Below are 26,297 nucleotides of genomic sequence, written 5' to 3' on the forward strand. Positions count from 1 at the left end.
GCCTCGTTATTCGTGGTAGATGCAGGTTTCCCAGCGCGAGCAATATGTCTTGCTGCACAGGTACGACTGCGGATTCGGTGGGAACAGCCCCGCACGGAACATCTCGGCGGCCAGATGGATCAGGCCTGGCGTCTCGTCATTGCCGATCAGCACGCGCCGCGCATCGAAAACCCGGCTCACTGCGATCGGCGTCTTCGAGGTCGTGCCCAGCCCGATGATTTGCGCGCCGACCGTGCGCTCGCCGGTCGTCTGCTCGTACATCAGCTGGTACGTGCCGGTCTGCGCCGAGCGCGCCTTGATGTTCGCCTCACCGTTTGTGACGACGCGCGCGCCCGTCTTGACGTCGGGGATGATCGAACCATCGAGCGACGACGCAACGCGCGCTCGGTCCATCGTGCCGGTCAGTGTGATCGTCGTGCCGCCGCCGCAATCGATCGTCAGCGGCTCGAGCGGCATCTCCACCGCCGTGTACGTGAACAGCGGCGCGATCTCCGTGCAATACTTCGAAGTGAGCGCCAGACCGATGCGCTCGGCTTCCGCGAACTTGATGTTGTCGTTCGAGAAATCGACGTCGTATTCCGGGTGGTGAAGCGTGTCGACGAACGCGCCAGCGGCTTCGTCCGGCGTGATTTCATTGCCGTTCAGGCGCGCCGAGTCGAATGCGGCCGTGCCGGCGTGCACGCTCGTGCCGAGCAGAGCGCGAAGGCCTGCGGGCTTGCGCTTGCCGAGGAGATGTTCACCCTCCCACGAATATGCGCAGTCGAAAAACTTGCCGAACGACGAGGCCCGGATACGAAGGTCGCTCACGTCGTGCTCCTCGAGGTGGCCATCTGCATGCGAAGCGCCTGCGTATCGCTCGCGCCCCAACCATGAGCTACGAGTAGCAGCGCGAAGCAAATTACGATGCCGAGCCAGTACGCGAGCAGCGTGTTGCGCGCGACCCAGCGGTCGAAAGCGCGGAGAAACTTCATGCCAGACCTCGCACATTCGAATGGGTGAAGACGCGTGCGATGCTCGGCGGCACGTAACCGGTGCTGATCGGCGTGCACGGCAACACACCGCGACGCACAAGTGCCTCCTTCGCCTCGCGCTGACGACGCGCTGTGCGCGAGCACAACGCCTCGTACTGCAGCTCGCGCACTCGCTCACGGGTGATGCTCGGCGCACGATGGCGGAAAATGGTCAGTCGCAGTTTCATGTCAGTTCCAGAAAGGAAACAGCACATTGATCAGAGGCTGCCCAAGCACGTTGATCAGCACTGCAACGGCGAAAAGCACGCCGAAGACAATGCAGATTGCCGTGCGAATCGCGTGGGCCATCTCAAAGTCCGATTGGGTATAGGTATTCATCACAGCAGGCACACTTGCTTCATCAAGTCGACCGTACGGCGGTAGACCGTCTTGTTGAGCCACGGAACAAAGCAGTACTCGTCGTATGCGTTGCAGCCGATCACGAGAAAGGTGTGAAGACGGTTCATTTCAGACCTCGTCAAAGAGGCGAACGTGTCGAGCAACCGGCTCGTCAGCACCATCCTTCGGATCTTGCAGATCCTCGCCGCAGTTCGGGCAGACATCGCGCCAATCGTGATGTACACCCTTATTGCCCCAGTATTCGAATCTACCGATGCCGTGGTCCGCGCGAACTGCATGCACGTTGTGCTCGCAGTTCCAGCAGAAGCCGTAACGGCCTTCGACAGGTTCAACATCGGGCTCGGCAAACAACATGTGAAATGCGCTCATGATCTGCACTCCGAAATTAGTGCCGGGCATCCCACCCGAACAAGGCACTCTTGTGAGCCGTGCTGGCTTTGCGTTGCCACCCTCAGAAGTGATCGGTCAGCGCTCGTATAAGGCAACGTTGCGCCGCGCTCTCGTGTCCTGGAAGCGTTTCACCGGGGCCCGGCCGGTGACGCCAACCGATCACTGCTGAAGGTGCCGGTTACCCTTCGTCCGGCGCCGCGTGTGTTCTCTCCTACTGCGGCGGGTGACCGACAGACCCCTCCTGTCGGCTAGAGGCCCACGCCTGCAACTTCCGCGTGGGTGCTGCGGGGAATCGCCCCTTTGAGTTCGATTGGAAATTGATAAATGATTAAATGGGCAATCTGCGGACGGCACGCGCGCGGCAAAGGTTGAGGACCTTGTGGCTGATGAGCTGGTTGCCGTTGCCGAAGAGCTGACACCAGGCGAACGCGTCGCTGTATTCCTCAATCGACCAGTACCAGTCTTCCTCGAACTGCTCGCCCAGATTGGCGAACAAAAGCGATTGCTCGCGGCGCGTGGGCAGTTCGCCACCAATCGAAGCGGCCCACTCCTTTGCGTTGTGCCACGTGCCATCGTCGATGTCGCCGGGCAGGAGGATCACGTGATGGTTCGGTGCGCCATCCTTTCCGAGCAGAACGCCTGCGTAGTGCTCGCCCTCATCCAGCTTCGGAAAATTGATCGATACGGTCTCGCTAATTTGGTTTTCCATGACTTCTCCGTAGGACTACAAATCGAAATAGATAAAGCTCGGGGCGAATGCTTTAGAGACCGCCGAGTTCGGGAAAACAACCAGCTGCGATAAGGGACGCCGCGATGCGGCGAAGCTCAGGCGAGTTGGGTAGGTCGGCGCGTAGCTCGATCAGATCCCGTGCGTTCTGGCTCATGACTTCTCTCCTGCTGGAAGCTTGCGATAGACCTTTGCCTCGGGGTACGAATTCAGCAGACAGCGCTTTGCGGATTCGATCTCACGTGGCGTATCGCGAACGGTGATCGAGCACACCAGCTTTCCGCTCAGGAACGCGCCGATCGTGACGATTTTTGGCTGCTCGTTCACGCTGCGAGCGCCTGGAGTCGTGCGCACACTGCAGCGTTCGCCGCGACACGCGCGACTTGAGCCTGCGCACGAGCTGCGCGCGCTGCGGTGATGCGCTTCGATTCTTCGCACATCTCGACGGCCTGCTCATCGCTGATCTTGCTCAGACCGTTGTGCGGGATGAACGCGTACAACTGCGTGCCGTTGGTGAGGATGTAGGCGCCGGGCTGGCCGTCGCCGGTTGCTTCGAGGCCGGCGATGACCGTGAGGCTCAGAAAGCCGACGCGCACTGCCTGACCGACTTCCCACGATTGCTTGCTGTTCTTGACCATGTCCCGCTCCCGCGTTGTGTTGTGTGCTGCCTTGGAACGAACAATAGCAAATGCTTTTGCTTAACGCAAGCAAAAGCTATCGTTCACGCGCAAATTTTTTTGCCTCTGGTCGGGATGTGGTCGTGGATATGAAAAAGTCCGCGCGCGGCGTACTGAGAAAAAAATCTAAGGGACGCGTTAGTGAGTGCTACAACTCGCGCTCACTAAGGTGAAGACAACAAGCATGGCGTATGCGCCGAGCGCAAGAGTGGCGAGCCCTATGATTCCTGCGATGAGCGGATGCCGCGAATAGAACGTCTTTGGCCAGCCGGCTTCTGGTTTGGCAGCGCCGCAACCCGGACAACTCGCGGCAGTCGAGGAAAGCTCTTTGCCGCAATCGGGGCATTTATGTTCGAGAATTTTAGTTCCCTCCAGCCATTGCCGACCCCGAGCGATAGATCACTTCGCCAACGATCTTGACGAGTTCCATACTCTCGGCCGGCACTTCCCGATCCGGGTACTTGCCGTTGTAAGAGTGCAGCACGATGCTGCCTCCGACCTGTTTGAAGACCTGCTTTACGAGTGGCTCGTCCTCGAAGTAGATCGCATAGACCTTACCATCGCGCACGTGCGTCCTGGTGGAATCCACCATCATCATGTCACGGTTGAACAGGAAAGGCTCCATGCTGTCCCCGCGCACCGTCAGCAACTTGCAATCTTTGGGCTTTGAGCCGAGCGCTTTGAAGAACCCGATATCGAACGGCAGCGCCTTCTTCTGCCTGACTTCCCATTGGATCAAGCCTGTCCCCGCCGAAAAATGATAGTCATAGCGGTCGATCCAGACTCGATCTTCATCGGGCTCTAGGTCTTCTGGCCGCTCCCATGTGACGACGTTACCCTTATCGTCTGGAAGCAAACGCTTAATAAGCGACTGATCTTGACCTGTTACCTGGGCACCAGCCTGCGGCGAGTTGTGCTCTTCGATTGCGAAGCCGAAGTCGAAGTACATCTTCGCCAGCCCAAGCTCTTCTTCGAAGCGACGCGCGGCGCGCTCACCGAATGATTGCCCTTCTCGATAGTTGGGATTCAGCACCTGTCGGACGCGAGCCGCATCTTGGTTGTGGTTGCGGGCGAACTCGGCAACGTTCCCTTTAGCCGTCTCGTCGGCATCAATCAGCGCTCGCAGGCGCCGGCGGCGGTGCTCGTGAATATCCATGGCGCAATTAGAACCGAAAACTAGCATTTGCTGTGATCGCAAAAGTTATCAATTGCGCAAGCATTTGCTTGCTCTTTGCGAAAGCAAATGCTATCGTTTTCGCCATGGATACCTTTCACGCCTACTTCAAGTCGCTGGCCAAAGCCGAGCGCGAAAAGTTTGCAGAGGCTGTTGGTACGTCGGTGGCCTACCTCTGGCAAATCGCGTACAAGCAGCGTCGCTGCAATGAGTCTTTGGCCATCGAAATCGAAAAGGCGTCTGGACAACAAGTCCGCGTCGAGGATCTTCGGCCCGACGTCGATTGGGCCTATCTCCGCAATTCTGCAGAGTCGATTGCGAACAGCCCTCCGATCACGGCGAGGAATGGCGTGGCGAATCGCATCTCTTCCAGCGACGACACCCAACCTCCAGTCGGCGGCTCGAGTGGTGGGGAAAAGCTCTCGAAGATGGTGGCGTGACGTGGGCTCAATCACTTCCCGTATCGCGCGTACAGCGGCGCGAATAAAAAACGTTGTATGGCCCACGTGGCTATCTTGCGGTAGCCCTTCAGATACAGAAGAAGCATGGCTCCAAAGCTTACGCCAACGAATGCAAGAAGCCGAAATGGCGCAGTTCGAGCGGTGGTTCGAAGAAACGAGGCGACGTCTGCAGGCTGAAGCCGCCAATACCAGATCGCCCAGAGCAACACCACGGCGACGACCAGGTGCAGCGCCGCGAAGATTGTCCAGACGAGCAATTCGGCAAGCTGCCGATGAATCGTAAATAGGACTTCGATGGCTTGCTGTGGTGTACCTGGATGGTTCATGCGAGCCCCGCTGTGTGAGGGTTGAGAAGGTCAGAGAGCTTGATTCTCGCACGACGTGGGCTCGCTCCCGTTCCGGGGTGCTGTAAACGATATGCAGGCAGTTTGTGTAGCGCATAGCAGTCCTTTCTTTTTGTTGGCGTCCTTGTGACGCCTTTATTTGGCACTTTTTTAGCCTCTCAACACCACTCAACGAGGATGGGCGCAGTTGTGAAACCCAATCAAATCAGCCTCCCGCTTGAGGTTCGCCCCGAAGAGGTCATGCGCAAGCAAAGCCTCGGCTCGGCGATTGAGTTGTGCGCTGAGCTCGGCGGATATGCTCTGGACAAGACGCTGCAGCAGGAGCTGGAAGTCGACAAGGCTCAATTTTCGCGCTGGCAATCCGGTACCGAAGGGATCGTCTGGCCGAAGTTCGTGCGGCTCATGGAACTGTGCGGGAACGATGCGCCCTTGCTCTGGATGCTCCATCAGCGCGGCTATGACTTGCACAGCATTCGCCGCCGAGAAACCGAGACGGAACGCGAAAACCGTCTGCTGCGCGAGGAAAACGCCGCCCTGCGTCGCGTGCTGAGCGGAGCGGCCACGGCATGAACGCGCCAGACTACACGTCTTTCCTGAAGTCGAAGGTCCGCATGGCGGAATCGTTCGGCTTCGAGATTGACGATTCGGAAATCAATCCCCTGCTCAAGCCGTTCCAGAAGGCCACCGTCAGGTGGGCGGTCGTCGGGGGGCGCCGCGCGATCTTCAAGCGCTTCGGTCTGGGCAAGACATTCGACCAGATCGAGGTCGTGCGCATCGTGCGCGAGCGCGCCGGCGGTATGGGTCTGATCGTCATCCCGCTCGGCGTGCGCGTCGAATTCATGCGCGACGCCAACACGCTCGCGACCGGCGACAGTCCGGTCATCACTGACGAGCAGCGGGCCCAACTGCGCGCGTGGCTCGTGGACCATCCGGAGCGCGCGCCGCGGCTGAAGTTCGTCCGATCGATCGAGGAATGCGACGACCCGGAAGGCCTGTACCTCACGAACTATGAGACGGTGCGCGACGGCAAGCTGGATCCGCGCCACTTCACGGTGTCAAGCCTCGACGAGGCCGACTGCCTGCGCGGCTTCGGTGGCACGAAGACCTTCCGCGAATTCATGGCGCTGTTCGCGGGCGATGATCGCCGCGACATGAGCAACCGGATCGTGACCGAAGGCGTCCGGTACCGGTTCGTGGCCACGGCGACGCCCAGCCCGAACGAATACATCGAACTGCTCGCCTACTGCGCCTACCTCGGCATCATGGATGTCGGCCAGGCGAAGACGCGTTTCTTCAAGCGCAACAGTGAGAAGGCCGACCAGCTCACGATCCACCCGCACAAGGAACGCGAGTTCTGGCTCTGGATGGCCAGCTGGGCCCTCTTCGTCGAGCGGCCGTCCGATCTCGACCCGAGCTTTTCCGACGAGGGATACGACCTGCCGGCGCTCGATGTGCGCTGGCACGAGATCCCCGCGGACCACTCGGACGCGGGTACCGATATCGGCGGCCAGTTGCGCATGTTCAAGCAACAGGCGATCGGCATTGTCGACGCGGCGCGCGAGAAGCGCGACAGCCTGGGCGTGCGGGTCGCGAAGATGCTCCAGATCCGCGCCGAGGATCCCGACGCCCACCGGATTGTCTGGCACGACCTCGAGGCCGAACGTCACGCGATCGAGCAAGCGATTCCCGGCATCACGACGGTCTATGGCTCACAGGAACTCGACGAACGCGAGGCCTCGATCATCCAGTTCTCCGATGGCGAGATTGCCGAGCTCGCAGGCAAGCCCGTGATGCTGGGCTCCGGCTGCAACTTCCAGCGCCATTGCCATTGGGAAATATTCCTCGGCATCGGCCACAAGTTCAAAGACATCCTGCAGGCGATCCATCGCGTTCACCGCTTCCTGCAGCGTCACCCCGTGCGCATCGACTTCATCTACACCGAAGCCGAGCGCGCGATCCGCCACAACATCGAACGCAAGTGGCAACAGGACACGGAGCTTCGCAAAAAAATGACCGAGATCATCCGGGAATTCGGGCTGTCGCGTGCCGCGATGGCGTCCGTGCTGACGCGATCGCTCGGCGTCGAGCGCGTCGAGGTGAGCGGCCGCGATTATGTGATCGCTAACAACGATTGCGTCGACGAGACGCGCCGCATGGAATCGGACAGCGTCGGCCTGATCCTCACGTCGATCCCGTTTTCCACGCAATACGAATATTCGCCAAACTACGCTGACTTCGGCCACACAGACAGCAACGAGCACTTTTTCGAACAGATGGGCTACCTGACGCCCGAACTGTTCCGCGTGCTCGCGCCCGGCCGCCTCGCCGGCATCCATGTGAAGGACCGGATTGTGCCGGGCGGGATGACCGGCCTCGGCTTTCAGACCGTCTATCCGTTCCACTGCAAGACGATCGAACATTTCATGAAGCACGGCTTCGCCTATATGGGCATGAAGACCATCGTGACGGATGTTGTTCGCGAGAACAACCAGACCTACCGACTCGGATGGACTGAACAGTGCAAAGACGCGACGAAGATGAGCGTCGGCATGCCGGAGTACTTGCTGATATTCCGCAAGCCGCCCACCGATCGCACGAACAGCTATGCGGATACGCCGGTCCAGAAGCTCAAGCCGTTCAGCCTGGATGCCGACGGCAACATGATCCCGTTCGATCGTGAACTGCCAACGGCTGTCGGCACCGGCTATTCACGCGCCCGCTGGCAGATCGACGCGCACGGCTTCACGCGATCTTCCGGCCAGCGATTGCTAACGCCCGAAGAACTGCTCGCGCTGCCGCACGACGTGATCTTTAAACTTTTCAAGCAGCACTCTCTCGAAAACATCTTCGACTTCGAGCACGACGTGCGGATCGGCGAAGTGCTTTCCGCAGCAGGCAAGCTGCCGTCCAACTTCATGCTGTTGCAGCCGCAAAGCTGGTCCGAAGAAGTCTGGACCGACGTCACGCGCATGCTCACACTGAATGGTGCGCAGTCTGCCAAAGGCAAGGAAATGCACCTTTGCCCGATGCAATTCGACATTGCTGACCGCGCGATCGCGCAGTGGTCCATGCCCGGCGAAGAGATCTATGACCCGTTCGGCGGCCTCATGACGGTCCCCTTCCGCGCGGTCAAGCTCGGTCGCCGCGGTCGCGCGGCTGAACTCAATCCAGCGTACTTCTTCGACGGTGCGGCGTATTGCAAGATGGCCGAGCAGGAACGCTCGACGCCGTCGCTGTTCGATGCATTCGAGGTGGCAGCATGAAGCGCGACCTCCTGACGCCCGACGTCGACACCAATCTGCGCCGCTGGGCGCATGACGACCTCGCTCACGACCTTGCCGCCCACCTGCGCGGAATGACGGACCGCCGCGTCTGGGTCGACATGCAGCTCGGACCGGTCGGGAGCACGCGGCCCGACGTCTACACGATCCCGTGCAGCTTCACCCGGTTCACTCCCCTAGCCTATGAATGCAAGGTATCAGTCTCCGACTTCCGGGCGGACGTGACGAAGGGCAAATACACCGATTACCTGGCGTACGCGAGCGGCGTCATCTTCGCGTGCCCCTCCGGGCTACTGCGGAAGGAAGATATTCCTGCGGGGGCCGGCTTGATGACGCGCGGCGGGGACGGCTGGCGCACGGTGAAGGCGCCAACGCTGTCGAAGTGCCCCGATCTGCCGCGCGCTTTCTGGCTGAAGCTGCTGATGGACGGTGAGCGTCGCGACCACGAACGCGAAGCACACATGCTTCAAGCAGCTCGTCGTGACCTCAACGAATGGCGTGCGGCTGCAAGGATCCGTGAGCAATACGGCGAGGTCGTCGCAGCAGCCGTGCAGCAGCATCGAGACCAGACAACCGGTCGGCTCGAGCGCCTGCGCGCCAATCTCGAACTCGAGATCGCACGCACGGAGGGCGATCTGAAACGCGAGCGTGACCGCCGGCGCGCGGAGCTTCAGTCGGCGGACAAACTAGCCACCGAAGCGCTGTGCAAGCTAGCTCTCGCCGTCGGCGCTGCGCCTGATTGCGAAGACGTCTATGAGATGCGGGCTCAGCTCGACAAGCTCATCACGCTCGCGCAGCAGGACTCCACGGTTAAGGAACTGATGAACATCGTCCGCAATATCTCGTGGGGTGTGAAACAGTTCAACGAAATTGAAAAGGCGCTCGCGCCGAAGGACCAGCGGGAGGGCGCTTGAAAGATTTACCCGCACCACTGACGACAGCAGATTGCGACCTGCGTGATTTTCCATTCATGCCGGTCGACATCGCGCGTCTGTTCAATTCCGAGTTTCACGCTCGCAGCGATGATCCCGTGTGGCGCGCTGGCGTCACACTGTGGTTGAAGTCGTTCCACCAAGTACCGGCGGGTTCAGTGCCTGACGATGACGTGGCGCTTGCACGCCTGGCAGAACTGGGCCGGGACGTGAAGACGTGGAGGAAGCTGCGCGCTGGCGCGCTCTATGGCTGGGTGCAATGCGCCGATGGCCGCTGGTATCACCCCGTCGTGGCAGAGAAGGCTGTCGAGGCGTGGAACGGCAAGAAGGCCCAGCGCGCTCGAACATCCAAGGCTCGACTTCAGGCTCTCATTTCCCGTCTGTCACAAGCTAAGGACTCCTTCGACGCGGCTTCTATCGAGGCCAGCATACAGACTCTGTTGGGATCTCTGTCACACCTTCTGTCACAGAATGAATTTCGCTCTGTCGAAGCTTCTGTCACAGAGTCGACGACAGAAGCCAAGAGAAAGAGAGAGGGAGAGAGAAAGGGAAAGGGAGAGGGAAAAGTAAACCTACAACCTTCCGTTCCTGACGGAACGGGCGCTGACGCGCCTGACGATCCGCCTCCAGCCAAGACCGTCGACCAGCTCACGAAAGACGAGCTCTGGGCTGCCGGAAAATCCCTGCTCACGCAGGGCGGCCTACCTGCCGCACAGTGCGGGAGCTTCGTCGGCAAGCTCGTCAAGGACTACGGCGACCGGATCGTGATCGACGCCGTGCGGACCGCCGTTGTCGAGCGTCCAGCCGATCCAACGTCGTTCCTCAAGGCCACGTGCCAAACCCTCGCTGGCCAACGCGGGCGCCGCGCCCCGGGTGCGCCAACCCAAGCCGATATCGACGCCGAAAACGCAAAGGCGAAGTCGATGCTCTTCGGCGATCCCTCGGAGGTTGTCGATGCTTGAAGCCGATTTTGATCCCTTCGTCGAGCTGCTTGATGCGGCGTATTCGCTGCACGGCAAGACGCTCCCAGCGATGGCCAAGGCGCTTTTCTTCCGTGCCCTGGTTGCCCATCCCCTTCCGGTCGTGCGCAAAGCGATCGATGCACACGTGAAGGATTCGCAGCGCGGCCAGTACGCACCCAAGCCCGCCGACCTGATCGCGCAGATCGAAGGCGCTGCGTCCAATGACATGCGCCCCGGTCCCGAAGAGGCGTGGGCAATTGCCGTACAGGCCTTCGACGAGGACGCGACGGTTATGCTGACCGATGAGATCTCCGAGGCCCAAGGTATCGCACGGCCGATCTTCGAACTTGGCGACGAAGTCGGTGCGCGCATGGCGTTCCGCGAGGCATACGGTCGACTTGTGACGCAGGCGCGCGCAGCGGGCGTGGCCGTCAAGTGGTGGCCGTCGCTCGGTATCGACCCTGATGGGCGCAAAGAGGTGCTTGAGCGCGCGGTCGCGCACGGATTGTTGCCTGCGAATGCACCGGCTCTCAGCGCTCTTCCGCCACCCGCCGATGCTCCGCTTCTCGAAACCATGATCGAAGCCGCGGCGCCGACCAAGGCTGATGCTCGCGAGACCCTCGACAACCTCCGCAAGCTGCTCGAGCGCGATCCCGAGTCGATCGAGTGTGAGCGGTTGGCGCGCGTCCAGCGCGGGCACGACGCGACGGCCGCACGCAAGCAGCAGCTCCAGCGGCAGGCTGACAGCCGTGGCAACGACTCCGACTCGCAGGCGGCGGCATGACCACGATCAGTTTCGTCATCCTCGGCGAGCCGGCAAGCAAGGCGAACAGCCGGAAGCTCGTCACGATCGCTGGCCGTCCGTCGACGATCAAGAGCGACAAGGCGCACAACTTCGAGGCAATGGCGCTGCCGCAGATTCCGCCGCGAGTGCGTGTTCAGCTGAAGTGCCCGCTACGCGTGACCCTGCGGATTTTCTACGCCAGCGAGCGACCAGACCTCGATGAATCGGTCGTCCTCGATGTGATGCAGGACCGCTACAAGACGGTCGGCAAAGGCGATGCGAAGCGTCGCGAACTCGTACAGCGCGGCGTCTACGTGAACGACCGGCAGGTGCGTGAAAAGCACGTCTTCCACGCCATCGACCGTGCGAACCCACGCACGGAGGTGACGATCGAGCCGCTCGCCAGCCTTACGCATCAGCCGAATCTTGACTTGGAGATAGCATGAGAAATGATTGGCTGATGCCTGAAATCACCCTCCTGCGTGAGAATTACGCGACCGCACGGTCCTGTGAAGAGTTGATGGCGCTCTTCCCGCGCCACACCCCCAACTCTGTCCGGCGCATGGCGCAGAAAGAGAGATTGTCGCGCCCGTTCGCTGGTGTCGTGAAATTCCGCCCAGGGCGTGATCGCCTCCTGAAGCTGCTCGAGAAGTATGGATCGCTGACTACTGAGCAAATCGCCGATCATCTCGATCTTACCCATCGCGGCGCTGCCAATATCGTGCGCGAATACCGTGTCGATCTTCGCGTGGTTGGATGGGTACCGCCGCCGCAAAAGGGAAAGTGGGCCGCCAGGTTTGCCATCGCGAACGGTCTACCCGATGTGCCAAAACCGTTCGCGCCGAAGGGAACGAGAAGCGGCGGCGGTCGGCGGGCGAATCCATTCGCTGCTGCTGCCGGTCTGGTAACTGTACCAACTGGACAACCCGGTCGCATCTACGAGCAAGACATGACCGGAGAAAGTCTCCAGGGTCGATCCAGAAAGTTGACGGAGGCAGCATGAATACCAGATTCAAGTCGGGGTCCTTGGCAGTCGTGATCCAGGCCGGCGATCCGCACATCACGCCCGGGCTCGTTGACCGGATCGTGGAAATCGTCCGACCCGCAATCGATGGCGAGGAATTTATATCAATCGATGGCGTGGTGGTCACGTGCAGGGATAGCAGGTCGATATGGGTCGTAAAAAGCCGTTCACCGTTGCCGTGGATCTGCGTGCAGGGAGCGGATGCCGGGAAAGTTCGCCTGTTCCGCGAACGCGCAATCGCCGATCAATACCTTCGCCCGATTAGCGGCGTGCCGGTGACCAGAGATGTGAAAGATGAGGTGACCGCGTGAGTACGAGCGTGTCGATCCATCAGGAATTCGTTCTCTGGGATGGCGGCGTCTGGTCGAAGCTAGTCGAGTTCGTCAAGGCTACCGCGCCGGATCTCGCCGACAAAGGCACGCCGCTTCGCGTAATCGTCACCGAAGAAGAAGCGGACCGTCTGGATGTGCAGATCCGCTACTACTTCGGCGTGACGGTGAAGACGATCGCCGAACAGGCGTGGATCAACGGGCGCCAGTTCGACAAGGATGCTTGGCACGAGGAGCTCGCGAAGATGTTCCTGCCGACGCGCGAGATCGTCACGCCGAGCGGCGAGATTGTGCTCAAGCGCAGTTCGGTGGCGCGTGGCCACATCAGCGTGAAGCGGATGGCGAAGTTCACGCAAGAGGTCGAGGCGTACGCGACCTCCGAACTCGGAGTCGTTTTCGAATGACTGCGCGACTGATCGGACTCCCGAAAGTTCTCACCTATCGCAACCAGCGCATCCGCGATTCGGCGCGCGACGAGGAATGTCTCGTGCGGCTGCCCGGCGCGTGCACGCACGATCCGCGCACGACGATCTGGAGTCACTACCGCGGCGAGGCAGGCGGCAAAGCGGGCGCCCTGAAGGCCGACGACCTCTGCGGCGCGTACGCGTGCACGGTGTGCGACGCGATCTACGACGGTCAGCGCAAGCCGCCGAAGGGCATGACCTACGCCGACGTGGTGATGGCGTGGTTCGAAGGGCACATCCGTTCAATCGTGCGCTTGCACGCAAAGGGGATTCTCAAGTGAGCCAAACCATCACCTTCGAACGCTGGGAAGGCAACCATCCTCGCCTCCAGTGCGTGTGGAACGACGAACTGCGGTTCTTCCCGAACGAGGAAGCGGCGCGCGCGTGGGCGCATCGGCAGGGATTCAGGGCGGTATTTCCCGAGACGGCTGTCGCCGAGCTGCGCGGCGTTGCGTATCAGTTTCTGGGCATAACTGGCGAGGAGCAGGCGTGAGATTTGAGGCGCTCCTTCCGAAGCTGGAACTGAATCAGGGATCGGCCGGTGCGACGCGGCGCATCTGGAAGAACCGCGCCTATGTGGTGATGGGGTATAGCAGCCGACTGTACATCGTCGTCGGCGCCAGGAATCTGCCCTACGCCCTTTCTTTCGAGGACGCGATCGCAGACGACTGGATGCTGATCTGACTGAAAAAATACAACTCACAATTCAAAGCGTGACCAAGGAGTGAAATGAACGAGATCGAATTCAAATCGGCCTTTGATGCAGTGCGGTTCGCGCTTTCTTACTCGTCGCAGCAATACGGTGAGAGCCCGATGGCGAAACGCATGCGCGGGGAAGCGGCCGAGCCCGGCATGGGGCTGATTGGCCTCACCGGCGCCGGGCAGGCGGGCCTCATCCGTCGCGAGATGTGGGAATTGCCGGACCTGCATCTGTCCGTGCTCGTCGCGCGCGCAGCACCACACGATATCCCATGTTCCTGCGGCGCTGCGTGTTGTTCTGGCCGCGTGCCCAATGTCGAATGGGTGACCTCGGTCTCGTGGCTCACCGCTGCGTCGGCCGCGCACTGTTCCGGGTTCTCGCACTACCGCGTGCGTCGCGCAATCATCGAACGCATATTTGGCGTGAAATGCAGCCTGGTCGATATCGCGAAGGAATATGAGGCGCACGCGAACACGGTGAGCAATCACAACACGGCGGTACGCCGCTGGCTCGAAGGCAACAAGAAAACCGGTGAGCAAGGTGTGTGCGATGTAGCATGGGCTGCGATGGAACGACGATTGGATGAATTGGGAATCCTTAAAGCTCCAGAAAACGCTTGACAATGTGATAAACACCCACAATAATCAACGGTATTCGATACACGTCGAAGTTGCCTCTAAAGCCCGCAGCCCTCACCGGCGCGGGCTTTTTGCATTGGAGCGTCGCGATGCCGATCCTGCCGCTCCCCTACCTTGTGGTCAGCGTCTGCATCTGCGCGGCGATCCTCGGCGCCATCATCATTCGCGAATTCCTGCGGCATGATTGAGATGGGCGATCTCTCCGACGCCGAGCTCGCGAAGCTCACTGAATGGACGCGCGGCGCGTTCGACGCTGCCGTCGCCGCAGGCTACGTTGTCCCGCCATGGCGTCCGAGCGCCGGGATGCACGACGCGCTCGCCGGCTACTACCGCGCCGGCCTGACGCCTTCTGAGGGCGCCGAAGCCCTCTTCGCTACACGCCAGTGAGCCGACCATGAACCCGAACCACCTCGCCGCCCTCTGGTTCAACGAGTGGGCGCGCGCCGCGCACCTGTGGTCGAAGTGGTGCGATTCGATGGCGCTCGCCCTATGGGGCATGTGATCAACCCACGCCGATGGGAACTCGGCAGCTGCCCCTGCGACACGGGCACCCTTGCCGAAGCGCGAGACTGCCGTCGTGGATGGCCAAGCGGGCCCAATTAGCGGCCAACGGGTTGCGCGTTTCGGCGAGGGTTACCTCACCACGTCTCCTCCAGCGATGAGAGTCGCAGGATTCGCCCGGCTCCGCGCCGGGCTTTTTTATTCAAGGTGTGCCCATGCGATTCGAAGAAGTCTTGCCCGCGCTGCGGGAAGGTAAATGCGCGCGGCAGGAAGGTCATCGCTTCCCATGGGCGTACATGAAGATGATCGATGGTGCGCTGCACTGGTGCAACTTCGGTCCATATCGTGAGCCGTTCAAGGCTCATGATCTGCGCATGGAAGAGCTGCTCGCCGACAACTGGCAGGTCGTCGATGAGGCTGAGCAGCGTGCTGCCGCGCCGACTGGTACGCACTTCTGCGGGCGCCGCGGGGTCGACGACGGGAGCAAGCCCGATTACTTCCACAATCTCGGCGGCGAAGAGCGGTGCAGCTATTGCGGCTCGGTCTCGGGTGACAGCTTCCTGGCCTTCATCGAGGCCGGCGGCGAGGTCGGCCCGACCGACAAGAGCTACAAGGCGTATCTGCACGGCAATGATGCCGTCCGCGCGCCGGGCCTGAAGTTCTATTTCCAGCACCTCTCGCCCGAACAGCGCACGCGCTTCATCGCGCTGCTGAACGAGCGCAAGGTGAAGATCGGCATGCCCGGTCACTTCTACGTGCTGCCCTACTTCGTCACGCGCGAGGTCTGAGTTGGCTGGGTAGGCCGTGAGAGCCCTCACATCCACGGCAGCCGCTGACGTGGCGTAAGCCTCCACCTCCACCCGGGATGCTCGGGTCCAACGGGCGACGGGCGGCGGCAACCTCCCGGGATCACGCATGAACAACAAGCGCTACCGAATCGTCAGCGACGGCACTCCGCGCGGTACGAAGATTTACGAACCAGATGGCCGTGAAGTGGACATGAACTGGATCACGAAGGTGGAGTGGTCGGTTGACGCGGGCGGTATCGGCGTCGCGCGCCTGACGTTCATCAATGTTGAGGTGGACATGGTTGGCGGTGAGGCAGAACAATCCGATCCTCTCACGGCGACCGGCGAGTGAAATTCGCTCCACGCCCGCGCCCCCGAAAGAAACGAATCACTCAAAAGGAAAGATTTATGGCGCTGACCGACAAACAGCGCCGCTTTGTGGACGAGTATCTAGTCGATCTCAACGCCACGCAGGCGGCGATTCGAGCTGGATACAGTAGCAAGCGTGCTTCCGAGATCGGTCACCAATTGCTACAGAAAACTACAGTCCAAAAATTTTTGGCTGAGCGTCAGAGGTCACTCCAAGCGCGCACCGAGATCACGCAGGAGATGGTGCTCAAGCGGTACTGGGATATCGCGACGGCTGACCCGAACGAGCTCGTGCAGTACCGGCGCTTCTGCTGTCGCCACTGTTGGGGCAAAGGCCACGCCTACCAGTGGACCGAGACTGAGTTCGTGAAAGCCCAGCTTGAAGCTGGCGACGAGCCACTCGACGCGAGCGGCGGCTACGGCTTCGACATGAACCGCGAGCCCCATCCTGCGTGCCCCGAGTGCGGCGGCGTCGGCAAGGGGAAGGTCCATGTCACCGACACGCGCAAGCTGCGCGGCGCATCGCGGCTTCTCTATGCGGGCGTGAAGGTCGGCAAGGAAGGCCTTGAGGTGAAGATGCACGACCAGCTGAAGGCTCTGGACGCTGTCGCGCGCCACATCGGCTTTGACAAGTCGAAAGTGGAGATATCCGGGCCGAATGGTGGCCCCATCGAAACCCATGAGCTTTCAGACGCCGAACGAGCTGCGCGAGTTACTGCCCTTCTTGACGCCGCAAGAGCGCGCAGAGATGGACAGACTTCTGGCGGTAAAGGCCAAGTGGACCCCGCTTCCGGGCCCCCAGACACAGGCATATGAATGTCTGGCCGACGTCATCCTGTACGGCGGCGCGGCCGGTGGTGGTAAGACGGACCTCGCTCTCGGCAAATCACTCACGCAGCACCAGCGCGCGCTGATCCTGCGCCGGGAGTATCCGCAGCTCTCCGGCATCATCGACCGTGCCAACGACCTGTACAGCGACTATGGGATCTTTAATTCCGGCAAGGGTGTCTGGCGCTGCACATTCGAGGGAAAACGCCGCGTCATTGAGTTCGGCTCAGTCCAGCACGAGGACGACAAGCTTAAGTATCAGGGGCGCCCGCACGATCTGAAGGTCTTCGATGAGGCGGCCAACTTCCTCGAATCGCAGGTCGAATTCATCGCCGGTTGGAACCGGAGCGAGGATCCATCGCAGCGCTGTCAGGTGCTGCTGTGCTCGAACCCTCCGACCGACGCAACAGGCGACTGGTTGATCCGCTGGTTTGCGCCGTGGCTTGACCCGAACCATGCAAATCCAGCCAGGCCCGGTGAGCTGCGTTTCTTCGCCACGGTGGGCGGCCAGCAGTTCGAATGCCATGATGGGCGTCCGTTCCTGATTGTTGAGCAGGAGAACGGCGACCAGGTGATGGTGTACGACTTCGATCCGGCTACGGTCGATCCGGTCGATATCATCCGGCCGCTCACGCGCACGTTCATCCCGGCGCGCGTGACGGACAACCCGTTCTATTCGCAGTCTGGCTACGTGGCGAAGCTGCAGGCGCTGCCCGAGCCGCTGCGCTCCAAGATGCTGTACGGCGACTTCGCAGCGGGCCGCGAGGACGATCCATGGCAGATCATCCCGAGCGAGTGGGTTCGCCTCGCGCAGGAGCGCTGGCGCGTGCGGCCTCGACCATACATCCCGATGACAGCGCTTGGCGTCGATGTGGCGCGCGGCGGTGCAGACCAGACGATCCACACGCCGCGCTACGCGAACTGGTTCGATGAGCAGGTGTGCTTCCCCGGCACTGCGACGCCCGACGGGTTTGTCGTTGCACAGCAGATCTTCAACATGCGCGAGCCGACCACGCTGGTCAACATCGACGTCGTGGGCGTTGGAGCCAGCCCGTTCGATCTGGTGCGCGCGGCGATCGGCGACAAGATCTGGGGTGTGTCTGGATCAGCCGGTACCGACGAGCTGGACCGCAGCGAGCAGTTCGGCTTCATCAATCTGCGCGCGCTGCTGTGGTGGCGCATGCGCGAAGCGCTCGACCCTGTGAACGGTGAAGACCTCGCACTGCCGCCGGATGCCGGGCTGCTCGCCGACCTGTGCGCACCACGCTACAAGAAGGTCGCACGCGGCGTCCAGGTCGAATCGAAGGAAGAGATCAAGAAGCGCATCGGCCGCAGCCCCGACAAGGGTGATAGCGCCGTGTACGCGCTCGCAGAACGGACTGGCGGCTTCGCCTTCGGCTCTATCTAACGGACCTTTCATGGATCACACGAAGCTGCATCAGCGACCGCCGCCTTCGCGCTGGACGCGAATGAAGCGTGCAGTCGCGGGCGCAGTGCGCGCGATCCGCGCCGGCCGCAAGCGCCACGAGCCCGAGCGCGAGACGACGAAGTACGCGCGCATGAAGCAGGTCGGCTCGTGGAACTTGCGCGACTCGCGGCCGCTGATCAAGCCGGTACCGGCGAACCTGCGCTACTTCTCGCGCACGCCATACGCCACGCGCGCGATCCAGTTCTATACGCGCTCGATCGGCTCACTCGAATGGGCCATCAAGGTCAAGAAGGACGTCACCGAGACGAGCGAGATCAAGCGGCAGATCGACGTCACATCGGCCTGCTTCTTCAGTCCGAACCACGAAGACACGTTCGCGACGCTGCTGCAGCAGATCATCGAGGACATCTGTGTGTGCGGCGCTGGCGCCGTCGAGCAGCAGATCGGCGGTGACAAGATCCGCCCGCTGTGGATGTGGCCCGTCGACGCTTTGTCGATCCAGATCTACGCGGACTGGGATGGCGACGAGTCGAAGCCACGCTACTGCCAGACGTACGGCTACGGCAATGTGGGCGTCGCGCAAGGCAAGGACCTGCTCAATCGCGAGCTGGTCTACCTGCGCGATCGCATCACGACCGATTCGCCGTTCGCGTTCGGCATGCTTGAGGTGGCGTTCCAGTCGATCAACCGCCTGCTCGGCGTAGCCGAGTACGCTGGCGACATCGCGGCCAACGCGCACCCGGAGAACCTGATTTTCCTCCAGGAGGCGGATCAGACCACGATCGAGGCATTCCGCGGCTTCTGGCGAAACGACGTCGAAGGCCAAGGGCAAATCCCGATCGTCGGCGGCAAGAAGGCGGAAGTCCTGAAGCTGCGCGGCGTCAGCGACGAAGCGCTCTTCCTGAAGTATCAGGAGTTCGTGATTCGCGAGATCGCAGTGGCATTCGGCATCAGCCCGCAGAACCTGGGTGTTGAGCAGAACATCAACCGCAACAACGGCGAGGTGGCCGAGGACCGCGACTGGGATCTGTCGATCAAACCGATGGCGACGGCGATCGCGTCGTACTTCAACCGCGAGGTGATCTGGGGGCGGCTCGGCTTCTCGCAGATCGAACTCACTCCCGGCGGCCTCGATCGCGAAGATGAGAAGGCGACAGCCGACATCTACCAGATCGAATACAAGAACAACGCCATCACGCCGAACGAGTACCGCGCGCGCCGCAACATGCCGCCGCTGGAGAGCAAGTTCGGCGACATGGTGCAGGCTGACGCGCTGATCGCGATCGAAGCTGCGAAGGGCGCGAAGACTGCCAACCCCGCGCTGACCAGCATCGAATAGCAGGCCGAACGCCTGCATCTCGCCGCAAGGCATCCCTCTGGGCGTTCGCCCTCCACTGGAGCATTCATGAACCTTCCCGTTCATACCCTCGACGTCGCACCGGGCAGCAACCCGCTCGCGCAACCGGACCGCGTGCTCATCGCGCTGCTCGAAGGTGTCGCCACGGCGGCCGGCGGTAGTGCTGGCGCAGCTGTCGTGACGGCCATCGCCGGTTTGCAGTTGCCTGCCAGCTACGCCGTGCAGGTCACGCCGAATCAGGACGCCACCGCGTTCGTGAGCGGCAAGACGAACACGGGCTTCAATGTGACGCTGAATCCGCGGCTTGCGGCCAACACGCTCGCCGCCGGCACGGTCGACATCGCGATCTTCGCGTAACCCCTCGCGCCTCGTGCGCACCTCGTAGTCCCATCATCACGCACAGGAGAACGCCATGGGCGTCCGCACCACTCTGCTCGCAATCACTCCGCTCGCGGCTGAAACGTCGACGTGCGCACAAAACGGTCAGGATCTGCCCGGCATGCTGAACTTCGCCGCGGAAAAGGTGGCTGACGCGATTCAGGTTCTCAACGCCATCGCCGACTTTCTGCCGGCCGGCTCGAACCTGACGTCCATCAACGCCCAGATCACCGCGCTGACGTAAGCACGGATTCTGGCCACCGCCGCGCGTTCGATGCGCGGTTTCGAGGAGTACTCATGGCGAAAGCTACCACCGACACGCTGAAGAGCGCCGCTCCAGAGGCAAAGGATGCCGAACAGGCACCGAGCCTCTATCACGCGCTCGATAAGGCTTCGGAAAAGGCGCTCGCGAGCGGCAATCACGCTGCGTACGCGGCGCTGCACCCGGTTGTCGTTGCATTGGCGGGCGTGAAGTTCGCTGCCAGCCAGGCCACGCACGAGCACGTGAGCGAAGAAGCACGCGAGCTGCTGGACCGCATCAAATCGCTGTAAGGGGAACACGATGCCGCTCTCGAAAGAGGAACGCGACAAGCTGCCAGCGGAGCATTTCGCCGTGCCCGGCAAGCGCAAGCTGCCGATCAACGATGAGACGCACACGCGCCTCGCGTGGGACATGGTCGATCGCACGCAGGGCCTGACGGAGACCGAGCGCAAGGAAGCGCGCACTCATATCCGGCGCCGCGCGAAGGAGCTCGGCATCGATACCTCGGACTGGGACAAGGTGCATGCCGCAGCGATGACGCTGTGGGGCATGTCGCTCAACGTCCCGGAAGTCGCGAACCATCCTAACCGCATGCCCTTCTCGGGTGTGCTCACGTTCGTGAATCAGCCGTCGGACCTGCCCCCGGGCGGATCTGGTGGCAAACGCACCTATCTACCGAAGGATGTCGCCGAGAAGGCCCTGGAAAGCCTGCTTGGCATGGCCGTCGACTTCTCCGACGACCTGAGCGCCCACGATGTCACCCAGAAGATCGGCGTGATCACGGGTGCTGAGATCGTCGGCGATGAGGTGCGCATCGAAGGTTTTTTCTACGCCGCGGACTTTCCGCAGGAATGCGCCCGCATTCAGACCGAGAAAGAGGACTTGGGCTTCAGCTATGAAGTCCGGGCTCAAACTCGTCCGATGGGTGACCTGCTTCAGATCGTGAGCTGCGTGTTCACTGGCGCCGCCGTCCTCTATAAGGACAAGGCCGCCTATCAGTCAACGTCGCTGGCCGCCCAGGCCGAACAGGATATCGAGATGACCAAGGAAGAAATGGAAGCACTGCTCGCCGGCGCCCTCGGCCCGATCACGACGCAGCTCGCCGCTGTCACCACGCAGGTCAATGCGCTGAAGGCATCGACCGAGACCGCCGTGCAGGCTAACGCCGCGATGCGCGATCGTGTCGCGCCGCACGCCACCGCGCTGCGCAACTGCGCTGCCGCGATGGAAGCCGCTGGCATTGGCCTGCACAGCTCGCGCGGCCACGTGAAGATGCTGCACAACATGGCTGCATCGATGGAAGCGGAGGCTGCCGGCGGTCATCTGCCGCACATCTACCGCGATCACGACTGGTCGTTCGCCGCTGGTGCTGAAGGCACCCCATTCGCTGCCGCCGCCGCACCGGCCGCTGCACCTGCTGCCGCCGCTGGCGCCGAAAATCCTGCGATCAAGGCGCTGACGGATGCGGTCGCAGCGATCGGCACGCAGTTGACCGACCTGAAGGCCTCGGCGTTCACCAACGTGCAGGCGCCGCAGCGCAAGAGCATGTCGTCCGAAGTGATCGCGCTGCTCGCCAAGGGCAACCTCAAGCCCGAGGAAGTCAGCAAGGAAGGCATGACCGAAGACCAGATCGACACGATGCTCAGTGCAGCCGGCGTCACGAAAATCTCGGACCGCATTGCCGCCAAGCAGAAGATCGCCGCTGAAGGCCTGCTGCGCAAGTAAGCGCAGCGCCAACGCCCTCCTCATTCAGCCTTCACAGGAACAGTCATGACGAAAATCATTGCACGTTCGGCGGATACGTCGGACGACCTGGCGCTGCTCGCGCTCGGCAATACGCTCGGCGCGCGCGGCAGCAGCATGCAGGCGCTGACCGCCGCAGCTGACTACAGCGGCCCCGGCGCCCTCGAGGTGCCGCAGTTCGAACGCGAGATCGTTGACCTCATCCGTCGCACGTCGGTCGCACTGGATCGCACCGAGCATGTGCCGGCCACTGGTCACCCGCACCGCTACTTCGAACAGATCGCGATCGCGCAGGCAAGCTCGAACGATCCGCGCAACCTCGCGGCCACTGCATCGGGCCCGACGCGCGTCGAGCGCGCCGCGTTCATCAAGGCCACGGTCGCCCAGTCGAATCTCTCGCTGTTCGACCGCGACGTGACCGAGCAGCAAGGCCAGTTTGAGACGCTGCAGGCGAAGGACGTCGAAGACATCATCACGGCGATCATCGTGCTGCGCGCGCACATGTACTGGAACGGCACCGACACGTCGCTGCTCGTTCCGACGACCCTCCAGTGGGTGGGCGCACTCGAGCAGATCACGCAGCAGGCGACGATCCCCTCCGGCTCGTCCATCATCGACGGCCTGAAGACGATGGTCGCCACGATGATGGCGAACGTGACGTTCAAGCCGAAGCCCACGGCGATCTACATGAACCCGCTCCTGATCGACAAGATCGAGAAGGAAGCGAAGGCTTCGCACATCGAACTGAAGACGATGAACGTCACGGTCGGCGTGTCGGTGAAGGCCATCGCAACGCAGGCGGGTGATCTGCCGCTGATCCCCGATCCGTACATGCCGACCGACTCGACCGGCAAGTATGGCTTCGCGAACCCGGGCTCCGGCCTGAACAACTACTACGCGGCGATTGTGACCGAAGACATGATCGAGATCGCGTATATCGGCAAGGGCACGAACGGCAAGCCGCGCATCTTCCAGCTCGGCCTGACCGGCAACCTGGCTGGCCAGTTCGTCGGCGTGCAGTTCGACGCGCTGATCTGTAAGGGCTACAGCTACGCCCACGCCGTTGTGGCCGTGGTGGGTACGTAAGCCATCGCGCTGATCCAGTGAGCCGTCTGCGGGCGGCTTCGGACGAAGGGCACCTACGGGTGCCCTTTTTCATTTCTCCAGCCAAAGGACAGGCGTGAATCTCTATCTCACCACCGGCAAGCGCGACCATCTCGTCATCTGCCAGCCCGGCCGGGATTTCCCGACGTCGGACTTCATGGGCGAAAACGGGGAGCCACTCACGTTCTCGGTCAAGTTCATCGACGGCAAGGCATCGAATGTGCCGAGCAACGTCGGGGAGTACTTGGTCGACAAGGGTGTGGCACAGCGCTCGCCGATCATGACGGACCTCGCGATGGCGAAGCGGCTCGAAGTGCATGACGAGCGCGTTCGCACGCACATCCTGCTGACCTCGCAATGACCCAACGATCCGATATCTCCGGCGCCGGCGGCGAGTTGGGCCCGGCGCTTCAGTGCCTGCAGAACGCGGCGCAGCTAGGCCTTAACGCGAGCGTGCCCGCGAGCGGCAACCTGCCTGGCAACGTCATCGTGTCGAACGGCTGGAAGCTGTTCTCGGTCGGCCTCAAGAGCACGCAGGCGGGCCAGATCAGCATCCAGCGGTTCCTCGATCTCGCCGGCACCGTGCCGCAGGGTGCCGCTGTGACCGCTGCGCTGACGGCCGGCACCGCCGCCTATGCCACGGTCGGCACCGATGGACTGCCGTTCGCGAGCGTGCAGGTCACTGTGAGTAACAGCGGCGCGAGCGCCGCGACGCTTTCGAACGTGCAAGGCCTCTTCCAGGCGTCGTAACATGCCCTCTTCCTATCTGACCTCCGCCGACTACGCGACCTACGGCCTGCCGACGTCGACGACGTCCGCGCAGGTCACGCAGGCCTCGACGCTAATCGACCTCTACCTGAAGCGCCCGGAAGGTCTGGTGTGGCTGCCGGATGGCAACGGCTCACCGGGCTGGATGGCCGCGCTTTCGCCGTCGAATACGTACCAGTGCGCCGGACCGATCGCACCCGGCCAGAACGTGGTGGTCGAACTCACCGGCGGCGTTGCACCGATCAACGTTGGCGACGTGCTGATCCTCGATCGAGCGAATTCGGCCATCGCCGAGCCGGTCGCAGTCGTCTCACTCGGAAACGGGCTGCAGTCGATCGCTGGTGTTACGCCGCCCGTGCAGGTGACGCTGCAGAACGTGGTATTCAACCACCCGGGTCCGTGCACGCTAGACGCGGGCATGGTGATCAAGCAGCACAAGTTCATGCCTGATGGGCGCCCGGTGACAAATCTCGCGTTCACGCCGGTCGCGCGGCTGCTCGCCGGACAGGGCCGCTACGGATACGGGCGCCGCGGCGCGTCTTCGCGCTATCAGGTCGACGAGTTCAACCTGCTCGCGTCACTGTCGCACTTCGGCGGCCCGCCGGTCTGGGAATTCTTCCCGATGGTCAACACGGGTGTTGATTTCGAGACTGGGCAGATCTGGGTGCCGGCGGGCGTGATGCTCGCGTACTACAGCGAGATCAACATCTGGTACGTAGCTGGCTTTCCTGCTTCTGGCATCCCGCCTGCGATCAAGATGGCGTGTGCGAACGTCATTCAGGCGATGGGGATGGTGCCGCAGATGGGCGCTGTCAAGTCGTACAAGGCGGGCGACACCGCGCTCGAGCGTTTCTCCGCGACGCAACTCGATGACGACACGAAGGCGATGCTAGCGCCATTCCGCGCAAAGGCTTGGGCATGAGCTTTGTCTATCCGCGCACGGTCGCGGTCACGCGGCCGGCCAGCGACGTGGCAGTCGGCTACCAGCCGAACTACAGCGGCCTGAATCCGGCGGCGGAAACGGCTGTGGCGAGCGGGCTGCCGGCCTCGATCCAACTCAAGAAGGAACGCGGCAAGCCTGATCCTGGGCTGCCCAGTGACGCGGCGGCGAAGTCCTTCTGGACCGTGTTCATCCCGCGTGGCTCCGCGGCGCTAGGCCTGATCCAGGCCAATGACGTAGTGACGGATGACCTGGGTGTACGATACCAGGTCACCGCGCCCTACTGTAATTCACTCGGGCACGCGCTTCTCGTCGAGCGTCTGGAGCCGTAATGGCCGATATTTCCGATGTAATCAACACGTTGGGTAGCCTCGCGGGCGCCGCGATGTACCCCAACGGCAATACTCAGCCCAGTGTCGTGAACACGGCCGTCGTTGTGCGGTCAGGGTGGCCAGTGGCTCAGCAACTGAAGGCGCTGATGGCCGCTGGCGACGTCATGGTCACCATCTACGGCATGCCCGGGATGGGCAAGAACACGACGCGCTTTCTCGGCGATGACGATGCGCAGGCAACCATCCCGGCGCCGAACCTCGCGATCACGATCTCAGGCAATCAGGTCACGATCGGCGGTGCGATCAAGGCCGGTGAGGCCGCGACACTCAAGGTCAACTATCAGCCTTACAGCTACGCGATTCAGGCGAGCGATACGGTCAACACGATCGCGGCCGCGCTCGCCGCGTTGATTCCGCAAGCCACGGTGAACGGTGCCGTGATCACGCTATCCGCAGTGTTCGACATCAAGGCGGCAATCTCCGTCCCGGTCGCCGTGCAGCAGGAAATCGGGCGTCAGGCGCAGGTCTTCATGATCGTCATATGGGCGCCGACAGAACCATTGCGCGACGCCGCGGCACGCGCGCTCGAACTCTCGTTCAAGCAGCAGCCGCGCATCGTGATGCCCGACAACACGTGGGCGCGGCTGCTGATGCGTGGCGTGACGCAGACGGATGGCTCCGAAAAGCAGCAAATCTACCGTCGCAACCTTCTGTATGAGGTCGAATACGCCCTCACGGAGACGGTCATCGAGAACACGGTGACGCACCTCGGCGTGAACATCGCGCCAGCCAATGGCGCGTCATTCAACGTCAACATCTGAGGTCCTCATGGCAAAGACGCAATCCGACGCGGCTGAAGAGCAGCCCGTGAATACGCTCGGCTACAGCCTGATTGTGCGCCACGCGTTCGATCAGTACCGCAAGGGCGACATGATCCGCGACCAGGCCGAGATCGAGCGCGTGCTCGGTGGCTTGAACCAGCACAACGTGCACAAGGTGGTCGGGTGAACCCGGGCCGCCACCGCGCCGCCGGCGCCGCTCTCAAGCTCGCCGTCGCACGGTTCGTTGGACAGGAAGCGACGCCGGCTGTGTGCGTGCGCATCAAGAAGGCATTTATCCAGATCATGCGTGAGCAGTTCGATGTCGACTGGAGCCGGGACGCCTGGCAGATTCAGGTCTGGTTCGTGAACGGCAAGACGCCGAACGTGAAGATCCCGCCGCGCCTGCTTGGCGCCTGACCG

45 protein-coding genes are annotated in these 26,297 nt (G+C 62.0%); 32 read left to right on the plus strand and 13 right to left on the minus strand.

The genetic code is table 11. The features are described 5' to 3' along the window. Positions 1-6 precede the first annotated feature (6 nt). The 12 genes from L5014_RS02500 to L5014_RS02540 form a co-directional block, all read right to left on the minus strand. Entirely contained in the window at positions 7-807 is an 801-nt protein-coding gene (locus L5014_RS02500) for a PD-(D/E)XK nuclease family protein (RefSeq protein WP_238461990.1), read from the minus strand. Then, complete coding sequence (locus tag L5014_RS02505) at positions 804-971, minus strand: hypothetical protein (RefSeq protein WP_238461991.1); 168 nt, start codon at positions 969-971, stop codon at positions 804-806. The genes L5014_RS02500 and L5014_RS02505 overlap by 4 nt, the downstream gene beginning before the upstream one ends. Further along, the gene (locus L5014_RS02510) at positions 968-1,198 is read right to left on the minus strand and encodes a hypothetical protein (protein ID WP_238461992.1); all 231 of its coding nucleotides are present in this window, start codon (positions 1,196-1,198) and stop codon (positions 968-970) included. The genes L5014_RS02505 and L5014_RS02510 overlap by 4 nt, the downstream gene beginning before the upstream one ends. Position 1,199: 1 nt before the next feature. Further along, positions 1,200-1,349, minus strand: a complete 150-nt coding sequence (locus L5014_RS02515) for a hypothetical protein (RefSeq protein ID WP_238461993.1) — start codon at positions 1,347-1,349, stop codon at positions 1,200-1,202. Then, positions 1,349-1,477 carry a hypothetical protein gene (locus L5014_RS38530; protein ID WP_274389185.1) on the minus strand — a complete coding sequence of 43 codons (129 nt, stop codon included), beginning with the start codon at positions 1,475-1,477 and terminating at the stop codon, positions 1,349-1,351. The genes L5014_RS02515 and L5014_RS38530 overlap by 1 nt, the downstream gene beginning before the upstream one ends. Position 1,478: 1 nt before the next feature. Next, positions 1,479-1,739: a hypothetical protein gene (locus L5014_RS02520; RefSeq protein ID WP_238461994.1), complete on the minus strand. Its 261-nt coding sequence runs from the start codon at positions 1,737-1,739 to the stop codon at positions 1,479-1,481. A 349-nt stretch (positions 1,740-2,088) separates the two neighbouring features. Continuing rightward, the gene (locus L5014_RS02525) at positions 2,089-2,469 is read right to left on the minus strand and encodes an Lcl C-terminal domain-containing protein (protein ID WP_238461995.1); all 381 of its coding nucleotides are present in this window, start codon (positions 2,467-2,469) and stop codon (positions 2,089-2,091) included. 52 nt (positions 2,470-2,521) lie between these two features. After that, positions 2,522-2,644, minus strand: coding sequence for a hypothetical protein (locus tag L5014_RS38535; protein ID WP_274389186.1), 123 nt, complete (start codon positions 2,642-2,644; stop codon positions 2,522-2,524). Then, entirely contained in the window at positions 2,641-2,814 is a 174-nt protein-coding gene (locus L5014_RS02530) for a hypothetical protein (RefSeq protein ID WP_238461996.1), read from the minus strand. Before L5014_RS02530 ends, L5014_RS38535 begins: the two co-directional genes overlap by 4 nt. After that, positions 2,811-3,125, minus strand: coding sequence for a hypothetical protein (locus L5014_RS02535; protein ID WP_238461997.1), 315 nt, complete (start codon positions 3,123-3,125; stop codon positions 2,811-2,813). Before L5014_RS02535 ends, L5014_RS02530 begins: the two co-directional genes overlap by 4 nt. Positions 3,126-3,302: 177 nt before the next feature. Then, a complete protein-coding gene (locus tag L5014_RS38955; RefSeq protein ID WP_420800003.1) occupies positions 3,303-3,560 on the minus strand; it encodes a zinc-ribbon domain-containing protein in 258 nt (85 codons plus the stop codon). Beyond that, complete coding sequence (locus L5014_RS02540) at positions 3,526-4,320, minus strand: S24 family peptidase (protein WP_238461998.1); 795 nt, start codon at positions 4,318-4,320, stop codon at positions 3,526-3,528. Before L5014_RS02540 ends, L5014_RS38955 begins: the two co-directional genes overlap by 35 nt. A gap of 32 nt (positions 4,321-4,352) precedes the next feature. Between L5014_RS02540 and L5014_RS02545 the strand changes: the two genes are divergently transcribed. Continuing rightward, positions 4,353-4,778 carry a YdaS family helix-turn-helix protein gene (locus L5014_RS02545; RefSeq protein WP_238461999.1) on the plus strand — a complete coding sequence of 142 codons (426 nt, stop codon included), beginning with the start codon at positions 4,353-4,355 and terminating at the stop codon, positions 4,776-4,778. A gap of 11 nt (positions 4,779-4,789) precedes the next feature. On the opposite strand, the gene L5014_RS02550 is transcribed toward L5014_RS02545, so the two are convergent. Beyond that, positions 4,790-5,125, minus strand: a complete 336-nt coding sequence (locus L5014_RS02550; protein ID WP_238462000.1) for a hypothetical protein — start codon at positions 5,123-5,125, stop codon at positions 4,790-4,792. 207 nt (positions 5,126-5,332) lie between these two features. Between L5014_RS02550 and L5014_RS02555 the strand changes: the two genes are divergently transcribed. The 31 genes from L5014_RS02555 (at position 5,333) to L5014_RS02705 (ending at position 26,294) form a co-directional block, all read left to right on the plus strand. After that, on the plus strand, positions 5,333-5,713 hold the full coding sequence (locus L5014_RS02555) for a hypothetical protein (RefSeq protein ID WP_238462001.1): 381 nt from the start codon (positions 5,333-5,335) through the stop codon (positions 5,711-5,713). Beyond that, on the plus strand, positions 5,710-8,406 hold the full coding sequence (locus L5014_RS02560; RefSeq protein WP_238462002.1) for a DEAD/DEAH box helicase: 2,697 nt from the start codon (positions 5,710-5,712) through the stop codon (positions 8,404-8,406). Before L5014_RS02555 ends, L5014_RS02560 begins: the two co-directional genes overlap by 4 nt. Further along, positions 8,403-9,338, plus strand: a complete 936-nt coding sequence (locus tag L5014_RS02565) for a hypothetical protein (protein ID WP_238462003.1) — start codon at positions 8,403-8,405, stop codon at positions 9,336-9,338. Before L5014_RS02560 ends, L5014_RS02565 begins: the two co-directional genes overlap by 4 nt. Continuing rightward, positions 9,335-10,318 (plus strand): DUF1376 domain-containing protein, encoded by a 984-nt coding sequence (locus L5014_RS02570; protein WP_238462004.1) that lies wholly within the window; start codon positions 9,335-9,337, stop codon positions 10,316-10,318. The genes L5014_RS02565 and L5014_RS02570 overlap by 4 nt, the downstream gene beginning before the upstream one ends. Further along, on the plus strand, positions 10,311-11,102 hold the full coding sequence (locus tag L5014_RS02575) for a hypothetical protein (RefSeq protein WP_238462005.1): 792 nt from the start codon (positions 10,311-10,313) through the stop codon (positions 11,100-11,102). Before L5014_RS02570 ends, L5014_RS02575 begins: the two co-directional genes overlap by 8 nt. Further along, on the plus strand, positions 11,099-11,548 hold the full coding sequence (locus L5014_RS02580; protein ID WP_238462006.1) for a RusA family crossover junction endodeoxyribonuclease: 450 nt from the start codon (positions 11,099-11,101) through the stop codon (positions 11,546-11,548). Before L5014_RS02575 ends, L5014_RS02580 begins: the two co-directional genes overlap by 4 nt. Continuing rightward, positions 11,545-12,105, plus strand: coding sequence for a hypothetical protein (locus tag L5014_RS02585; protein WP_238462007.1), 561 nt, complete (start codon positions 11,545-11,547; stop codon positions 12,103-12,105). Before L5014_RS02580 ends, L5014_RS02585 begins: the two co-directional genes overlap by 4 nt. After that, positions 12,102-12,437 (plus strand): hypothetical protein, encoded by a 336-nt coding sequence (locus L5014_RS02590; RefSeq protein ID WP_238462008.1) that lies wholly within the window; start codon positions 12,102-12,104, stop codon positions 12,435-12,437. Before L5014_RS02585 ends, L5014_RS02590 begins: the two co-directional genes overlap by 4 nt. Next, positions 12,434-12,859 carry a recombination protein NinB gene (locus L5014_RS02595; RefSeq protein ID WP_238462009.1) on the plus strand — a complete coding sequence of 142 codons (426 nt, stop codon included), beginning with the start codon at positions 12,434-12,436 and terminating at the stop codon, positions 12,857-12,859. The genes L5014_RS02590 and L5014_RS02595 overlap by 4 nt, the downstream gene beginning before the upstream one ends. Beyond that, positions 12,856-13,200, plus strand: coding sequence for a nuclease domain-containing protein (locus tag L5014_RS02600; protein WP_238462010.1), 345 nt, complete (start codon positions 12,856-12,858; stop codon positions 13,198-13,200). The genes L5014_RS02595 and L5014_RS02600 overlap by 4 nt, the downstream gene beginning before the upstream one ends. Beyond that, positions 13,197-13,412, plus strand: a complete 216-nt coding sequence (locus L5014_RS02605; RefSeq protein ID WP_238462011.1) for a hypothetical protein — start codon at positions 13,197-13,199, stop codon at positions 13,410-13,412. The genes L5014_RS02600 and L5014_RS02605 overlap by 4 nt, the downstream gene beginning before the upstream one ends. Next, entirely contained in the window at positions 13,409-13,603 is a 195-nt protein-coding gene (locus L5014_RS02610) for a hypothetical protein (protein ID WP_238462012.1), read from the plus strand. The genes L5014_RS02605 and L5014_RS02610 overlap by 4 nt, the downstream gene beginning before the upstream one ends. 45 nt (positions 13,604-13,648) lie before the next feature. Next, the gene (locus L5014_RS02615) at positions 13,649-14,239 is read left to right on the plus strand and encodes a DNA-binding protein (RefSeq protein ID WP_238462013.1); all 591 of its coding nucleotides are present in this window, start codon (positions 13,649-13,651) and stop codon (positions 14,237-14,239) included. 198 nt (positions 14,240-14,437) lie between these two features. Continuing rightward, a complete protein-coding gene (locus L5014_RS02620) occupies positions 14,438-14,644 on the plus strand; it encodes a hypothetical protein (protein WP_238462014.1) in 207 nt (68 codons plus the stop codon). Between the two features lie 329 nt (positions 14,645-14,973). Next, positions 14,974-15,546, plus strand: coding sequence for a hypothetical protein (locus L5014_RS02625; protein WP_238462015.1), 573 nt, complete (start codon positions 14,974-14,976; stop codon positions 15,544-15,546). Between the two features lie 127 nt (positions 15,547-15,673). Beyond that, positions 15,674-15,898, plus strand: coding sequence for a hypothetical protein (locus tag L5014_RS02630; RefSeq protein WP_238462016.1), 225 nt, complete (start codon positions 15,674-15,676; stop codon positions 15,896-15,898). 56 nt (positions 15,899-15,954) lie between these two features. Next, positions 15,955-16,731, plus strand: coding sequence for a terminase small subunit (locus L5014_RS02635; RefSeq protein ID WP_238462017.1), 777 nt, complete (start codon positions 15,955-15,957; stop codon positions 16,729-16,731). Beyond that, entirely contained in the window at positions 16,664-18,151 is a 1,488-nt protein-coding gene (locus L5014_RS02640) for a terminase (protein WP_238462018.1), read from the plus strand. The genes L5014_RS02635 and L5014_RS02640 overlap by 68 nt, the downstream gene beginning before the upstream one ends. Positions 18,152-18,212: 61 nt before the next feature. After that, positions 18,213-19,511, plus strand: a complete 1,299-nt coding sequence (locus tag L5014_RS02645; protein WP_238462019.1) for a phage portal protein — start codon at positions 18,213-18,215, stop codon at positions 19,509-19,511. A gap of 66 nt (positions 19,512-19,577) precedes the next feature. Next, on the plus strand, positions 19,578-19,886 hold the full coding sequence (locus tag L5014_RS02650; protein ID WP_238462020.1) for a hypothetical protein: 309 nt from the start codon (positions 19,578-19,580) through the stop codon (positions 19,884-19,886). 55 nt (positions 19,887-19,941) lie between these two features. Next, complete coding sequence (locus L5014_RS02655; protein WP_238462021.1) at positions 19,942-20,151, plus strand: hypothetical protein; 210 nt, start codon at positions 19,942-19,944, stop codon at positions 20,149-20,151. Positions 20,152-20,204: 53 nt separating this feature from the next. After that, positions 20,205-20,459: a hypothetical protein gene (locus tag L5014_RS02660; RefSeq protein WP_238462022.1), complete on the plus strand. Its 255-nt coding sequence runs from the start codon at positions 20,205-20,207 to the stop codon at positions 20,457-20,459. A 10-nt stretch (positions 20,460-20,469) separates the two neighbouring features. Beyond that, complete coding sequence (locus tag L5014_RS02665; protein ID WP_238462023.1) at positions 20,470-21,894, plus strand: DUF6582 domain-containing protein; 1,425 nt, start codon at positions 20,470-20,472, stop codon at positions 21,892-21,894. Positions 21,895-21,939: 45 nt separating this feature from the next. Continuing rightward, entirely contained in the window at positions 21,940-22,998 is a 1,059-nt protein-coding gene (locus tag L5014_RS02670) for a hypothetical protein (protein ID WP_238462024.1), read from the plus strand. A 94-nt stretch (positions 22,999-23,092) separates the two neighbouring features. Beyond that, positions 23,093-23,377: a hypothetical protein gene (locus L5014_RS02675; protein ID WP_238462025.1), complete on the plus strand. Its 285-nt coding sequence runs from the start codon at positions 23,093-23,095 to the stop codon at positions 23,375-23,377. Further along, positions 23,374-23,766 (plus strand): hypothetical protein, encoded by a 393-nt coding sequence (locus tag L5014_RS02680; protein ID WP_238462026.1) that lies wholly within the window; start codon positions 23,374-23,376, stop codon positions 23,764-23,766. The genes L5014_RS02675 and L5014_RS02680 overlap by 4 nt, the downstream gene beginning before the upstream one ends. A 1-nt stretch (position 23,767) precedes the next feature. Continuing rightward, positions 23,768-24,706, plus strand: a complete 939-nt coding sequence (locus L5014_RS02685; protein WP_238462027.1) for a hypothetical protein — start codon at positions 23,768-23,770, stop codon at positions 24,704-24,706. Continuing rightward, complete coding sequence (locus L5014_RS02690) at positions 24,703-25,056, plus strand: hypothetical protein (protein WP_238462028.1); 354 nt, start codon at positions 24,703-24,705, stop codon at positions 25,054-25,056. The genes L5014_RS02685 and L5014_RS02690 overlap by 4 nt, the downstream gene beginning before the upstream one ends. After that, complete coding sequence (locus tag L5014_RS02695; protein WP_238462029.1) at positions 25,056-25,877, plus strand: hypothetical protein; 822 nt, start codon at positions 25,056-25,058, stop codon at positions 25,875-25,877. Before L5014_RS02690 ends, L5014_RS02695 begins: the two co-directional genes overlap by 1 nt. 7 nt (positions 25,878-25,884) lie before the next feature. Then, positions 25,885-26,064 (plus strand): hypothetical protein, encoded by a 180-nt coding sequence (locus L5014_RS02700; protein WP_238462030.1) that lies wholly within the window; start codon positions 25,885-25,887, stop codon positions 26,062-26,064. Next, entirely contained in the window at positions 26,061-26,294 is a 234-nt protein-coding gene (locus L5014_RS02705) for a hypothetical protein (RefSeq protein WP_238462031.1), read from the plus strand. The genes L5014_RS02700 and L5014_RS02705 overlap by 4 nt, the downstream gene beginning before the upstream one ends. Positions 26,295-26,297 lie beyond the last annotated feature (3 nt).

The sequence above is a fragment of the Paraburkholderia tagetis genome, assembly GCF_022213065.1.
In the GTDB taxonomy this organism is placed as follows: Bacteria; Pseudomonadota; Gammaproteobacteria; order Burkholderiales; family Burkholderiaceae; genus Paraburkholderia; species Paraburkholderia tagetis.